General features: G+C 63.7%; 16 protein-coding genes and 2 tRNA genes. 7 read left to right on the top strand and 11 right to left on the bottom strand.

Going from position 1 to position 12,415, the window contains the following annotated elements; genetic code table 11:
- Nucleotides 1-106: 106 nt before the first annotated feature.
- The 3 genes from AABQ55_RS13320 to AABQ55_RS13310 form a co-directional block, all read right to left on the bottom strand.
- On the bottom strand, nt 107-877 hold the full coding sequence (locus AABQ55_RS13320) for a PopZ family protein (protein ID WP_272805352.1): 771 nt from the start codon (nt 875-877) through the stop codon (nt 107-109).
- Nucleotides 878-1,187: 310 nt separating this feature from the next.
- Nucleotides 1,188-2,588 carry a TolC family outer membrane protein gene (locus AABQ55_RS13315; RefSeq protein ID WP_272805351.1) on the bottom strand — a complete coding sequence of 467 codons (1,401 nt, stop codon included), beginning with the start codon at nt 2,586-2,588 and terminating at the stop codon, nt 1,188-1,190.
- A gap of 258 nt (nt 2,589-2,846) precedes the next feature.
- Entirely contained in the window at nt 2,847-3,497 is a 651-nt protein-coding gene (locus AABQ55_RS13310; RefSeq protein ID WP_398430730.1) for a protein-L-isoaspartate O-methyltransferase, read from the bottom strand.
- 328 nt (nt 3,498-3,825) lie between these two features.
- Here AABQ55_RS13310 and exbB point away from each other — a divergent pair, with 328 nt between their 5' ends.
- The 3 genes from exbB (at nt 3,826) to AABQ55_RS13295 (ending at nt 5,601) form a co-directional block, all read left to right on the top strand.
- Entirely contained in the window at nt 3,826-4,899 is a 1,074-nt protein-coding gene (exbB, locus tag AABQ55_RS13305; protein ID WP_272805350.1) for a tonB-system energizer ExbB, read from the top strand.
- A gap of 4 nt (nt 4,900-4,903) precedes the next feature.
- Nucleotides 4,904-5,341: a TonB system transport protein ExbD gene (gene exbD / locus AABQ55_RS13300; protein WP_244765633.1), complete on the top strand. Its 438-nt coding sequence runs from the start codon at nt 4,904-4,906 to the stop codon at nt 5,339-5,341.
- A gap of 186 nt (nt 5,342-5,527) precedes the next feature.
- A tRNA-Cys gene (locus AABQ55_RS13295) sits at nt 5,528-5,601 on the top strand.
- A 211-nt stretch (nt 5,602-5,812) separates the two neighbouring features.
- Here the strand turns inward: AABQ55_RS13295 and AABQ55_RS13290 are convergent.
- Nucleotides 5,813-6,055, bottom strand: a complete 243-nt coding sequence (locus AABQ55_RS13290; RefSeq protein WP_272805349.1) for a hypothetical protein — start codon at nt 6,053-6,055, stop codon at nt 5,813-5,815.
- A gap of 519 nt (nt 6,056-6,574) precedes the next feature.
- Entirely contained in the window at nt 6,575-6,781 is a 207-nt protein-coding gene (locus AABQ55_RS13285) for a hypothetical protein (protein ID WP_244765635.1), read from the bottom strand.
- 83 nt (nt 6,782-6,864) lie between these two features.
- Between AABQ55_RS13285 and AABQ55_RS13280 the strand changes: the two genes are divergently transcribed.
- A complete protein-coding gene (locus AABQ55_RS13280) occupies nt 6,865-7,068 on the top strand; it encodes a hypothetical protein (RefSeq protein WP_272805348.1) in 204 nt (67 codons plus the stop codon).
- An 81-nt stretch (nt 7,069-7,149) separates the two neighbouring features.
- Here AABQ55_RS13280 and AABQ55_RS13275 read toward each other — a convergent pair whose 3' ends face one another.
- Nucleotides 7,150-7,644 carry a YciE/YciF ferroxidase family protein gene (locus AABQ55_RS13275; protein WP_244765637.1) on the bottom strand — a complete coding sequence of 165 codons (495 nt, stop codon included), beginning with the start codon at nt 7,642-7,644 and terminating at the stop codon, nt 7,150-7,152.
- Between the two features lie 492 nt (nt 7,645-8,136).
- Complete coding sequence (locus AABQ55_RS13270) at nt 8,137-8,712, bottom strand: hypothetical protein (protein WP_272805347.1); 576 nt, start codon at nt 8,710-8,712, stop codon at nt 8,137-8,139.
- On the opposite strand from AABQ55_RS13270, the gene AABQ55_RS13265 reads away from it, so the two are divergent.
- Nucleotides 8,678-8,956, top strand: a complete 279-nt coding sequence (locus AABQ55_RS13265; RefSeq protein WP_272805346.1) for a hypothetical protein — start codon at nt 8,678-8,680, stop codon at nt 8,954-8,956. The genes AABQ55_RS13270 and AABQ55_RS13265 overlap by 35 nt on opposite strands.
- A 208-nt stretch (nt 8,957-9,164) precedes the next feature.
- On the opposite strand, the gene AABQ55_RS13260 is transcribed toward AABQ55_RS13265, so the two are convergent.
- Nucleotides 9,165-9,641 carry a DUF2938 domain-containing protein gene (locus AABQ55_RS13260; RefSeq protein WP_272805345.1) on the bottom strand — a complete coding sequence of 159 codons (477 nt, stop codon included), beginning with the start codon at nt 9,639-9,641 and terminating at the stop codon, nt 9,165-9,167.
- Between the two features lie 69 nt (nt 9,642-9,710).
- Nucleotides 9,711-9,995, bottom strand: a complete 285-nt coding sequence (locus tag AABQ55_RS13255) for a hypothetical protein (RefSeq protein WP_244765641.1) — start codon at nt 9,993-9,995, stop codon at nt 9,711-9,713.
- Nucleotides 9,996-10,159: 164 nt separating this feature from the next.
- Between AABQ55_RS13255 and AABQ55_RS13250 the strand changes: the two genes are divergently transcribed.
- Nucleotides 10,160-10,234, top strand: a tRNA-Asn gene (locus tag AABQ55_RS13250).
- An 84-nt stretch (nt 10,235-10,318) separates the two neighbouring features.
- Here AABQ55_RS13250 and AABQ55_RS13245 read toward each other — a convergent pair.
- Nucleotides 10,319-10,510 (bottom strand): hypothetical protein, encoded by a 192-nt coding sequence (locus AABQ55_RS13245; protein WP_244765642.1) that lies wholly within the window; start codon nt 10,508-10,510, stop codon nt 10,319-10,321.
- A gap of 77 nt (nt 10,511-10,587) precedes the next feature.
- Entirely contained in the window at nt 10,588-10,797 is a 210-nt protein-coding gene (locus AABQ55_RS13240; protein ID WP_244765643.1) for a hypothetical protein, read from the bottom strand.
- Nucleotides 10,798-11,026: 229 nt separating this feature from the next.
- On the opposite strand from AABQ55_RS13240, the gene AABQ55_RS13235 reads away from it, so the two are divergent.
- On the top strand, nt 11,027-12,292 hold the full coding sequence (locus AABQ55_RS13235) for an SAM-dependent methyltransferase (RefSeq protein ID WP_272805344.1): 1,266 nt from the start codon (nt 11,027-11,029) through the stop codon (nt 12,290-12,292).
- The last annotated feature ends 123 nt before the right edge of the window (nt 12,293-12,415 follow it).

The following is a 12,415-nucleotide window of genomic DNA, read 5'->3' as shown; positions in this document are numbered from 1 at the left end:
TTTCTAAACCGGATGGCCGGGGCGAAGTCAACAATATCAGAAGAAAAGCCGCCCCGGGGGCTCCGGCGCGGCTTAAACCAATCTTTTGGAGAATTGGCGGCGTCGGTCAGCGGCGCGGGCCGCGCGCCACCCGTTCGATCTCTTCGCGCACCAGACGCTCGACGAGGGTCGGCAGGTTGTCGTCCAGCCATTCCTGCAGCATCGGGCGCAGCATCTCCTCGGCGATCTCGTCGAAGGACCGGCGCGGGCCGGCGTCGAGCGCCTGCGCCAGCGCGCCGAAGGACTGGGCCACGCGCTCGCCGACGGCCGGCGAGACGATCGCGGCGACATCCCGGCCGGCAGCAGCCGGCTGGGCGGCGCGTTCCTCGGCATGGGGCACGACGGCCGGCGCCACCACGTCCTCGGCAACGGGCTCAGCCTTCGCGACGGCCTCGAACGCCGGCAGGGTGCGGCCGGCACTTGCCGCCATGCGCGCGGTCACGATCGGGTTTTCCTCCCGCACGGGCATCTGCACCGGCTCGGCGGAAACGGGTTCGCGCTCCGGCATGTCACGGCTGGCGACATGCCGCTCGGAGGCGGCGCGAACGCGGGCGGCGACATCGGCAAGCGACAGGGCCGGCTGCCCGCCCTGCACCGGCTCGGCACGCGGGATCGGCTGGATCGCAGCGGAGACATGCTCCTCGGCATGCCCCTGTTCGATCACGCCGGGATGATCGAGCAGGGTGCGGCCCTCGCTCCCCGTCGTGATGTCGAAGCCCCGGTCGTCCGCGGCATCGGCCGCAAGATCCGGCATGGCTTCGTTGTTCTCGATGATCTTGCGAATGGACGCCAGGATTTCATCCATGGACGGTTCACGCGCGACATTTGGCTGAGCCATTTCTATCCCCGTTCTCTGCGGCGTCCATGGCCAGCCGCTGCGGGACCTGCCGGACATCCCGAAAACCCTAGGCGAGTTCGACGGCGAACTAAATCGCCGCGAATCATGTGTTACGAGTGATGCACAGATTTGTTTGCCCTGCCAAGGGCGAGGCTTAGGGTCTGTACAGGATAGGTGTTCTGTTGTCATGGACGGGACTGGATGGAGGCAAACAAGCGCAAGGCAAGGCACCTTGGCCTTGTCGAGCATTGTTTGCGATCAGGCGGCCCGTCCATGACAACAGAACACCTATCCTGATGGAGTCCAGACCCTAGCGACCGTCGACGGTCCGCAGGCCAAACCACTTGTCCTTGACGGCCTCGTAGTGCACTTCGGCGCGGTATTCCGCGACTTCCAGGCCCTGGCTGCGCACCGTCAGGCTGCCGGTGGCGGCCAGCAGCGAATAGCTCGCCACGACCGCATTGCGCTGCACGGCGGCAAGGTCCTCCTGCGCATCGAGCACGTTCTGCTGGGCGTTGAGCACGTCGAGCGTCGTGCGCTGGCCGACATTGCGCTCCTCGATGACGCCGCTCAGCGCCTGGTTGGCGGCGTCGATCTGCACCCGGATGGCCGCGATCGAGGCCTTGGCCGCTTCGTATTGCGCATGCGCCGTGGCGATCGTGCGCTGGACTTCCATGCGGGCGGAATCCACCAGCAGCTGGCTTTCGCCGAACCGCTCCTTGGCACGGCGGATCTGGCCGTATTCCGCGCCGCCCTGATAGATTGGGACGGTAAGCCGGGCGGACACGGTGCCTTGCAGACTGTCGCTCGGCCCGTCCTCGGTATTGACGGACTTATAGACGCTGCCCTGCAGGGAAACACCGGGCAACATGGCGCCTTCGGCCTCCTTCACGCTGAAGCCCGCGGCATCGACACTGCGCATGGCCGCGAGGATGTTCGGGTTCTCGCGCATGCCGGTCGCCACGGCATTGTCCAGCGAATTGGGCATCGCCTTCTTGGCCGGCGACGGCTGCTTGATGCCTTTCGGCATTTCACCGACGATCTGCACATAAGCCGCCTCGCTTTGCTTGAGCGAGGAGACGGCCGCGGTGAGCAGAGCCCTGGCGGAGGCAAGCTCCGCCTCGGCGAGGCTGACATCCGTGCGCGTCCCTTCGCCGACATTCAGGCGCGCATTCGCGGCGCTGAGCTGCTCCTGGAGAAAGGCGATGTTCTTCTTGCGGATCGACACGATCTGCTGGTCACGCGCAATGTTCGAATAGGATTCCACCGCGGCAAGGAGGATGGAGATCTCCTGGGCCCGCAGCGACTCCCGGTTCGCCAGAACATTCGCCTCGGCCGCCCTGACGCGGTTGAGCGTCTGGAAACCATCGAAGACCTGCTGGCTGATCGTGATGCCGTAGCTGGAGGCGACGTAATCGGTCTGCCGGCCGGCGCGCTGCCCGAAAATGTTGGCCGCCGGCCGAACGTCGAGGTTCGTGCGGGTACCCTCCACCTCGGCCACGCCCGTCACATGCGGCCGCATGCCGGCCTTGGCGATCGTCACGTTCTCGTCGATGGCGCGCAGTGCGGCGCGGGCGGCGTTGAGGTCGGGGTTGTTCTCGTAGGCCTTGGCCATGGCGCCGGCCAGCGTCTCGGCCAGGGCCGCCTGCGGCAGGACGTGGACGGCAGTGGCGAGCGCGAGCGCAAGGGCGGTTCGACGAAGAAGGGACACAGTACGAAACTCCGATCCTGGCCAGCCCGTCGCGGGAGCTGCCTTTACACACTTCTCACCGGCACGAAGGCCGGGCACACTCCATCCGGCATCGGCGGCCGGCCGCGGACGGGTCCGCTCCGCCCGCGATAATGCCTCTTCGTTCAATCAGGAACAGTCGTCAGGCCCATCAGGAAGGATTTGGTAACGACAATAGGACCGGCCCGTTGCGAAAGTGCAACAAACGGGCCGATCGAAACGATTCGCGCCGGCGCTGGCTCAGAAGACGAATTCCTTCGCCTTGCGGAAGCCCGGGAGCGGCTTGACGGCGGTGTTGAAGACGTTGCGTTCGGAAACGTGCACGCCTTCCTTGATATAAAGACGGGCCTGCGAGGCATTGCCGTAGCCCTCGACGACGACGAGGCGGCCGCCATCACGCAGCTGGGCGAAGAGCGCCTCCGGAACGAATTCCACCGCGCCATGCACGAAGATGACCTCGTAGGGCGCTTCCGGCGCATAGCCGGCCTCCAGATCGCCGGTGACGACGGCGACATTGTCGTAGCCGAGGCGGGCGAGCGTTTCCGTCGCGCGCGCGGCCAGTTCCGCGTCGCTTTCCAGTGCCACGACGGAGCTGCCGAGGCGCGACAGGATGGCCGAGGCGTAGCCCGTGCCGCAGCCGACCTCCAGCACGACATCGGTGCCGGCGATCTCGGCAAGCTGGATCAGCTTGGCGAGCGGCGACGGCTCCATCAGGTAGCGGCCGGGGGCAATCTGGATATCGTCGTCGATGTAGGCGAGCGGCTTGACGGCCGCGGGCACGAACTCTTCGCGCGCGACGGTCAGGAAGGCGTCGAGCACCTCGTGCGCCGTCACATCCGTCGTACGGATCTGGTTGTCCACCATCTTCGTGCGCGCTGCTTTGTAGTCAATCATCTCTAGCCCTGTGAGTAAGCGGCAGACCGCGGCACGAAGGCCCGGTTGCGATGCCGGATGCGTCGCAATCCTCTTAGAGCGGTTTCGGGCCGGGTGTCCATAGGCGGCGGTCGTCTGCGCGCAAAAACCGCGCTCCCGCGGTTTCGCCCGGATCGCCCACCGGAATTTCCGGGGTTTATCATGAATAAATTACTCAACATATTATTGCCTGCCCCCTCCATAATGTCGTATTGAGCAGTCAGGTTTTAGCGGCGCCTAGCGTCCGCGCCATGCCCGTTTGTCGGATGGGCACCGTTTAAATTGAGACATGCAAGAGGAATACGCCGTGCTGAAACGGTCTCGACTGCTATTCGCGATCATCCTGATGGCGCTCGCCACCCCGCCGGCCGCCCTGGCCCAGACCCAGGAAACACAGACCGGGGCAACCCAGGGCCAGGCCCAGGGAACCGCCGCCCAGACGGACGGCCAGCCGGATGCCGGACAGCCCGCCGGCGACACGACGAACGGTACGTCGGCGACAACCACCACGGAAACGACCTCGCGGCCCACGACGGGCGACGCGGCGACGACCGCCGCGGGCGAAGCCGACGGGATGGCGGACGGCGAGGAAGCGACCGAGCTCGACGCCGTCGACGATGCAGCGACGGGCGAGCGGCAGGCCGGCCTGCCGCACGACCTTTCCCCTTGGGGCATGTTCATGGCCGCCGACATCGTCGTCAAGGGCGTGATGATCGGCCTTGCCTTCGCCTCCGTCGTCACCTGGGCCGTGCTTCTCGCCAAGCTCGCCGAGCTGGCCGCCGCCCAGCGCTCGGCAAGCCGCGCCGTGCGGCAGCTGATCGTCGCGCGCGGCCTCGAGGACGGCGAACAGGCGCTCGGCCGCAACCGCGGCACGGTCGCCCGCATGACGCGCGCCGCCCGCGAGGAAATGGATGCCTCCGAAGCGGTGCTCGACCACGTTTCGGACGGCGGCGTGAAGGAGCGCATCTCCTCGCGCCTCGCCCGCATGGAGGTCCATGCCGGCCGGCGCATCGCCAAGGGTACGGGCCTGCTCGCCACCATCGGTTCCACCGCGCCCTTCGTCGGCCTGTTCGGCACCGTCTGGGGCATCATGAACTCGTTCATCGGCATCTCGAAGGCCCAGACCACGAACCTCGCCATCGTCGCGCCCGGCATCGCCGAAGCGCTTCTTGCGACCGCGATCGGCCTCGTCGCCGCCATTCCCGCCGTCGTGATCTACAACTTCCTCGCCCGCGCCATCACCGGCTACCGCCAGAACCTCGGCGACGCCTCGGCCGCCATCGAGCGGCTGGCCAGCCGCGACCTCGACGTGCGCCGCTCGCTGCGCCACGGCGCGCAGCGCAGCGAACGCGCCGCCGGCTCCGTCGTGAAGATCGGGTGACGTCATGGCGAGCAAGATCAAGGAAGGCGGCGGCGACGACCTGGAGGAGAACAGCGAGATCAACGTGACGCCGTTCATCGACGTCATGCTGGTGCTGCTGATCATCTTCATGGTGGCCGCGCCGCTCGCCACCGTCGACATCAATGTCGACCTGCCCTCCTCCGTCGCCCAGCCGACGCCGCGCGAGGACAAGCCGGTCTTCATGACGCTGAAGAAGGACCTGACGGTCTCGATCGGCAATGGCGAGATCGCCCGCGACAATTTCGGCCCGGAACTCGACGCGGTGACGGAAGGCAACAAGGATGCCCGCATCCTGCTGCGTGCCGACAAGGCGGTCGACTACGGCAATGTCATGGATGTGATGAACCTTCTGCGCGGTGCCGGATACGGCAAGATCGCCCTCGTCGGCCTCGAAGGCGGCGCCCCGGCGCAGCAACAATAAATGTGGCGCGCGCCTGCGGGCGCGCCACCCTGCCCCTGCGCCCTTCCATCGTATGTCGGATCTCTGGCCGAGGCGGAAGCAAAGACGAGCGCGAATGAAAAAAATTGCGTGTTCGGAATAAGCCCCTTGCGCCCTTTCTCAATTCGTTCTAAACGCCCGGCACCACTCGCTTTATAGCAAACGGACGGCCTCGTGGCGGAGTGGTTACGCAGAGGACTGCAAATCCTTGCACCCGAGTTCGATTCTCGGCGAGGCCTCCATTCCCTTCAAAAACGCATCGTAATTGCTTGAAAATACGAATGTATTTTTCAGGTGTGGCTGTGCCGCCGGCGGACTGCGCCTCTCTGCGCTGGCAGTTCGAGCCCGCCGGCTGGGCAATGAGCCGCGGCGTTGTTCGGGGCTGACACCCCGGGCCCGATCGAGACCGGCGGCGCGGGTGAAGCCGAAGGGTTCGTGCGGCAGTCGCTGTACTCAGCCCAACCAGAAAGTTCGGTCCCACACAGGCGTTGGCCCGGCAACCTCGTAGATGATCACGCGCACACGCCGTGCCACATCCGGCGGCACGCGTCCGTGGATGACGATGGCCTGCGCCTCGAAGACGAGTTCGATCTTGTGACCGGAGCAAAGCTCGTCATAGGCGATCGCGGCTCGGATAGAAGCGCGCAGGCCGTATTCTTGCGCGCCGAAGCCGCCGCCGAGAGATGCCTGAAACATCTCATCCTCCCTTGTTTTCGTGATTTATTGAAAACAAAGATGAGGTCGCGATGTTCCACGGCGGAGGCGTCACCCGTCTTTTCCGCGAAAGACTGCTCCGTCCGTTCAACGCCTGAGACCTTCAAAGGCGTGTTTTTCGGATGGTGGACGAGTTTCCGGGCAACGATGGAACAAAGCGCGCGCGTCCGGATTGACGCGCCAAAGTTTCATCGTGGAGGAACTGCAATGTTGGAAAGAGCGAAGGAGCGGAAGGAAACCGACAAGACGCTGATGGCGGCGGCTGTGTTGATCTTCGCGGGGCTGACGGCACTCGGCGTTCCGCCGTTCCTGCTCTTTGGGACATAACGGGGCCGGCGACAAAAAATGTCCCGGGCTTCTGGAACATCGTGCAGGGCCGCCGGTTACGGATGCGCCTCCGCGATGGTCCCCTGGCGGAGTCTTGGGTGGGGCGGGCCTTTCCGGTTTACCGGAAGGCCCGCCCCTGCCTTTATGCGAAATCGCCTTCCCAGGCATCGACGCCTATACGCCGCCCATGGATGACGCCAAAACCAGACCGAGCCCGTAGAGACTTGCGACCACAGCGCCCGCTACCAGCAGGGCAAACAGTATCCGACGGCTTGCGCGCTCCTCATGCAATCGATTTGGCTTTGGGTCTTCAAAGGATTCGACCTGATTTTCATACCGCATCGCGTGACCTCGTTCCGACCCGTCAATGGTGACCGACATCTGACGCCATCCCGCCCGGATGGAACGCCAGAATGCGCCGTACGTTTTTCAAACTTGGCACAAACAAGTTTAAGGAGAACATCATGGACGACAACCTCTTTAACCGGCTGAAAACGGACAGTGCCGCGTTGCGGAAGCGAGCACTGGAGACCAGCCAATCTGGCCAAGAGCGCGACATCGCCCTGTTGATGCAAGGCCTGGCGACTGCGCTGGATGCGATCGGCGCGCTGGCGGCGACCACGGGTCGGCTGGATGGACCGCCAGGTCTTGGGAAAAGCGGCGACTAGATGAACGAGAGCCGGGTATCAAGCCCGGCTCCCGATGTCTGGTGGTGACGTTCGATGTGTCGCAGCGTCCCGTCGTGCGGTTCAGGCCGCCTTCTTGGCGGTCGTCGTCTTGTTGATGGCGGTCACGGCGAGGTTCGTCAGCTTGTTGTTGGTCGCTTTTTCCTGGTCGAGGATTTCGCTCAGGAGCTTGTGCGCCTCGTCATGACCGAGATCCTTCGCCCATTCGCGAAGCGAGCCGTAGCGCGCGATCTCGTAGTGCTCGACAGCCTGGCATGCGGCAAGCAGGCCGGCATCAAGGGCAGTGCCTTGTGCTTCTTCCATAAGGCCGTCGGCTTCCTTGATCAGCCCTTCGATGGCATCGCACTTCTCGCCCGACGCCTTCTTGCCGATCGACTTGAAGACCTGCTCGAGCTTCTTGATCTGGTCCTTGGTTTCCGAGAGGTGCTCCTCGGCCGCCTTCTTCAGCTCGGCGCTCTTGGCGGCCTTCGCGACCTTGGGCAGGGCCTTCGTGATCGCGTTCTCTGCATAATAGACGTCCTGAAGGGTGTGCTCAAAGATATCAGCCAGCGATTTCATGATGTCTCTCCTTTGCAAGATGAAATGCGGTAGAGAAATCGTGAAGGCGGCGAAACGTTCCGAAGAGATTGGTTGTCGCTATGTCCGTCGCGCGCTGTTGGCGCGCTGCCTGGTGGCGCCCCTGACGCCAAGTTTCCAGCCTTACGGCTCTGGGACACGGAATGGAATAAAAGGCGACTGGAACGACCTCTCTTACGGCGTATTCTCCTATCGCGCCGAATGCAAGGTTCGACGTGGCAAGTCAGAACGAAGCAATGGCTGCGCAACGAATCCATTGAACTCTGGATCTCAAACGTTATCGTCTGTCTCGTTTGTTACCGAAAGGAGGATTATATGCGGCTGTTGTCGATTGTAGCCCTTGCGTCTGCGTCCCTGTTCATCACGGGGTGTGTCACGGAGACCAGTTATAACCGTGCTCAGGAAATTGTCAGGGGCAGTCCCGCCGCCAAGCGTGATGGCGTCAACAAGTGCTATGCTGGCGCTCGCCGCGCGTCACCGGCGCGCAAAGCGGAAATGGCGAAGATCATGAATGTCAGCCCCCGCCGCGACGTCGCCCGGATCTATTGCCAGCGCGCATTCAACGGTATCGCCAGCGGCCGCATCACCTACAGCGATTTCAGGACAAAGAGCCCGAGGTTCATTCGCGTGATACAGGGGCGGTAAAATCTGCTTGGGCCGGCGTTGTGGCGATTGGGCAGCAACCCGAGCCATCCGCCGGCCCTCTCCTGTCGTGATCGCCGCGCCGTCGTCGATTATGTCGCTCATCGGCACTCCGCATCGCATGGCCTTCGCGTGATGGATGCTATTGAGAGATGGCCGGGGAATGAGGTCTGAATTTCCCGCGAGGAGGCGGGCGACAACCTTCATCGTGCCCGGCTTCTTCGCCTTCGCAGATGTCGAGGCACTGAATACACTCCCAAGCAACAGGTGCGACCGGATCGCCAGTAGCGCCACCATCATGTCGCCCCCGTGCTGCGGAACCCTCAAGGCCGCCGACATACGGCCGATGTGCGCGAGATAAGGAGAGATTTCGATGCCCAGCCTCAAAACCGTCGTGGCGATCGCCATTGCCTTTGCCCTGACCGGCTGCACGGCCGCGTCCGCCCTGGAACCGATCCCGGGGAGCATCATCTACAAGGGCCAGCCGCGCACGAAGCTGATGAAGGCGCCGATCGGCAGCACGTTCGAACACCGGTTCCGCGATCGGTTCGGCGATGAATATATGGAAGTCTACCGGATCGCGCCGGATCGTTCCCTGGAACTGCTCTCCCGGCGCAGAATCGACATCGTCGAGTTCGGTTTGGGGCGGTAAGCGGTTCAAGGCTCGCGAAAAGGCCGTGATGGGTGGACGAAGCCACCACAACCTGTCAGAAGCAGCGCGGGACGCGACTGCCGATAACGTTAGATCGGGGTCGGGCGACCGATTGACGTCACGTCGCTGCCGCGAGACCACGCTGGCCGTCCCATATGCTCCTCGAGACCGCCGGAACGACTGACCGCCGCGATCCGGCGCCCTGCCCTCACCGCAGCAACAATGCCGTTCCGTAGAGTCCCAGGGCAAAAACCGTGTGCGAAACCAGATTGAGGAACCGCACCTGATTGGCATTGGGAAGCTTCGACGCTGCCACGCCGATGCCGAGGCCGGGCTGGAGGAGGAACCAGCCGGCACCGACGGTGACGATGCCGAGAATCCAGGCCGGCAGGAAGGTCGGGGCGGCGAACCAGGCCTGCCCGACCAGCAGCGCCAGAATCACGCCATAGAGGATGCCGACGGCGTAGTGGCCGATCCAGCCGAGCGCGAGCTCGGACGCATGGGGCTCAGCCCTGCTTATATCGTCGTGAAAGACGGTGCCGTTCTTCAGGTGCCAGAACCAGCGGCCGACCGGCGCCCAGTTCGGCCGCGCCTGGCGGAAGACCTTCCAGAGGACAACCGCCCACAGGTCCATCAGCACGGTGGCGCCGATGCCGATCGCCACGCCCTTCAACAGCAATTCCATATGCGCCCCTCGCCCAAACCTTGCCAGCCCGGTTAGAGCAGGTCCGCATCCGCGATGCAACAAAGCCCTTCAGCGTGCATTGCGCCGCGCCTTGCGGGTGGCCCACCAGACGGCGAGGCGGCGACGCTGGCGGCGGACGAAGGGAGAATCGTGCGAGAGCACCAGAAGGCCGAGCGGCACCATCCAGAATCCGAGCACCGGCAGGAAGCCGAGGAGGCCGCCGACGATGAGAAGGACGCCGATCGTGGTGCGAAGCCAGCGCGATTCCGGCAGTTTCATCCGAAAAGAGCCGATCACGATCTCCCGCGTGCGGGGGTCTATCCCGAAATGCATATTTGTTTTTCGCGTCGTCATCCGCCGTCCGTTTCACCCAAACGCCTGGTTTTCCAAGGCTCGTCCACCTCCCAGTTGGAGACTTCTCCAAAATCAATCAAGTCTCGTGCATTTTTTTGTCAAAAAGCGCTTGGCAAATCGATCAGGCATTTGTATTACGCGCTCACTCCGCGGCGAGCGGATGATCCCTGGTAGCTCAGCGGTAGAGCATTCGACTGTTAATCGACAGGTCGCCGGTTCGAATCCGGCCCGGGGAGCCAGATTCTTGAAGGGCTGCGCTGGATAGCGCGGCCCTTCTGCTTTTCAGCCATCGACAGATTTTCCGCTCCATGAAGCCGCATTGCCTAGCGCGGGCTGACCGGCGGGCGCTTCGTGTTCATCTGGAGTTCGTGACGGCTGGCGAAGCGGCCGAAGAGCCGGAGCAGCTTGCGTTCCTCGGCCTTGTCCAGCCCATTCCTGCGGCAATGTTCGATGACGTCGAGGACATGGCGGGGCTGGCGCGGCGTGAACTGGCGATTGTCGATGTGATGCGTCATCGGGGGCCTCCTCCGTTCGGAATTCGAACAGAGGAAGAATGCGCCGGGCCAAGCCTTTGTTCCCGGCACCCTTCGTGTCAGGCCACCATTCCGGCGCCGGACTGACCAGCCTTGCGGGAGAGGCCGTAATCCCGGTCCGGAAAGGTGCGGCGGAAGGCCTGGCTGCGGTCACGCGGCGGGGCCGTCCGGTCGGCAAGCGGCGTTCCGACCACACCATCCGCATAGGTGCCGGTTGCGATGTCGTCCTCGGGCATGGCCGGGTTCACCTGAAAAAGTCCGAAAAACATGATGCTGTCTCCAGTTTCCCTCCAAACGGCCGGGCGGGACTTGCGTTCCCATCGACACGCCGGATAGACGCAAAATTAACCACGTTTGCTAACAGATCGTTAAAACCCTCCCCTTTTTGCGATCCGCGATAGGCCCCTTCATGATCCGGTCTGTCATGATTCACGTCTTGGCGTTCGGCGCCATTGACGATAGCCTCCACCCAACATCGGGTTGGCAGAGGGGCAATCGATGACGACTGAAATGATTTCAGAAAAGGCATTTTCAGACCACGATACACTGACGGCCGCCAATTTTGCCGAACGCACGAAGCGCCTGCCGTTGCGCGCCAGGATGGTGCTGCGCGGCCTGCTGGGCCTGGAGGCCGGCGCGCTGGCGATGACCGTTCCCGGCGGGCAGACCTTCGTGATCCGCGGCAGGACACAAGGTCCCCGCGCCATCATCCGGCTCAACAACTGGAACCTCGTGCACCGCGCCGTCAGCGCCGGCACGATCGGCGTCGCGGAAAGCTACGTGGACGGCGACTGGGAGAGCCCGGATGCCGGCGCCTTCCTCGAACTCTTCCTCGTCAACACGAATGTCGGCCGCAGCTACACCAACGGCCCGCGCGGCCTCTTCCTCCTCGTGGAGAAGTTCCGTCACTGGCTGAACGCCAACACCCGCCGCGGGTCCAAGCGCAACATCTCGGCGCACTACGATCTCGGCAACGAGTTCTATTCGCAGTGGCTCGACCCGACGATGACCTATTCCTCCGCGCTCTATTCGCGCGGGGCGAACGACCTCACCTCGGCCCAGGTCGCGAAATATCGCGCGCTCGCCGAGGCGACCGGCATCGGCCCGAACGACCATGTGCTGGAAATCGGCTGCGGCTGGGGCGGCTTTGCGGAATTCGCCGCCAGCGAGATCGGCTGCAAGGTGACGGGCCTGACGATCAGCCGCCAGCAGCTCGCCTTCGCGCGCGAGCGCATGGCGAAGGCCGGGCTTGCCGACCGGGTCGAGCTGAAATTCCAGGATTACCGCGACGAGACCGGCACCTATGACCGCATCGTCTCCATCGAAATGTTCGAGGCGGTCGGCGAACGCTACTGGCCGGCCTATTTCGCAAAGCTCAGCGAATGCCTGAAGCCGGGCGGCCGGGCGGGGCTGCAGATCATCACCATCCTGCAGGAGGCCTATGCCGAATACCGGGCCAATCCGGATTTCATCCAGAAATACGTCTTTCCCGGCGGCATGCTGCCGACCCGCGAGCACCTTGCCTCTCTCGGCAGGCAGGTCGGGCTCGCAACGGCCTCCGACATCGGCTTCGGCCACGACTATGCCCGCACGCTCGCCGAATGGCGCCATCGCTTCTGGGCCGCCTGGGAGCGCATCGTGCCGCTCGGCTTCGACGAGCGCTTCCGCAAGCTCTGGGAGTTCTACTTCTATTACTGCGAGGCGGGTTTCCGGGCGCGCAACATCGACGTTCGCCAGGTGGTCTACACGCGGCCTCCCGCCTGACGGCCCGCCATGGAAAAAATCCCTCTGGAAGATCGCTCCATGGGAACACGATTTCTTGCAAAGCGCCGCTTGCCGGCCGAAAAGACGCTTTCCAATCTAGGCATACAACGCGAGGCTCGGGTC

The sequence above is a fragment of the Shinella sp. WSD5-1 genome (assembly GCF_963942435.1).
Classification (GTDB): domain Bacteria; phylum Pseudomonadota; class Alphaproteobacteria; order Rhizobiales; family Rhizobiaceae; genus Shinella; species Shinella yambaruensis.
Note: the sequence above shows the minus strand (reverse complement) of the source record. Positions and strands in the feature narration are given on the sequence as shown.

Excerpts from the sequence above, each read along its gene's own strand:
- AABQ55_RS13270 (WP_272805347.1), bottom strand. The coding sequence starts at position 8,712 with ATGGCGATCGCCACGACGGTTTTGAGGCTGGGCATCGAAATCTCTCCT.
- AABQ55_RS13265 (WP_272805346.1), top strand. The coding sequence starts at position 8,678 with ATGCCCAGCCTCAAAACCGTCGTGGCGATCGCCATTGCCTTTGCCCTG.
- AABQ55_RS13290 (WP_272805349.1), bottom strand. The coding sequence starts at position 6,055 with ATGTTTCAGGCATCTCTCGGCGGCGGCTTCGGCGCGCAAGAATACGGC.
- AABQ55_RS13240 (WP_244765643.1), bottom strand. The coding sequence starts at position 10,797 with ATGTTTTTCGGACTTTTTCAGGTGAACCCGGCCATGCCCGAGGACGAC.
- AABQ55_RS13280 (WP_272805348.1), top strand. The coding sequence starts at position 6,865 with ATGGACGACAACCTCTTTAACCGGCTGAAAACGGACAGTGCCGCGTTG.
- AABQ55_RS13235 (WP_272805344.1), top strand. The coding sequence starts at position 11,027 with ATGACGACTGAAATGATTTCAGAAAAGGCATTTTCAGACCACGATACA.
- AABQ55_RS13260 (WP_272805345.1), bottom strand. The coding sequence starts at position 9,641 with ATGGAATTGCTGTTGAAGGGCGTGGCGATCGGCATCGGCGCCACCGTG.
- AABQ55_RS13245 (WP_244765642.1), bottom strand. The coding sequence starts at position 10,510 with ATGACGCATCACATCGACAATCGCCAGTTCACGCCGCGCCAGCCCCGC.
- AABQ55_RS13285 (WP_244765635.1), bottom strand. The coding sequence starts at position 6,781 with ATGTCGGTCACCATTGACGGGTCGGAACGAGGTCACGCGATGCGGTAT.
- AABQ55_RS13275 (WP_244765637.1), bottom strand. The coding sequence starts at position 7,644 with ATGAAATCGCTGGCTGATATCTTTGAGCACACCCTTCAGGACGTCTAT.
- AABQ55_RS13255 (WP_244765641.1), bottom strand. The coding sequence starts at position 9,995 with ATGACGACGCGAAAAACAAATATGCATTTCGGGATAGACCCCCGCACG.
- exbD (WP_244765633.1), top strand. The coding sequence starts at position 4,904 with ATGGCGAGCAAGATCAAGGAAGGCGGCGGCGACGACCTGGAGGAGAAC.
- AABQ55_RS13320 (WP_272805352.1), bottom strand. The coding sequence starts at position 877 with ATGGCTCAGCCAAATGTCGCGCGTGAACCGTCCATGGATGAAATCCTG.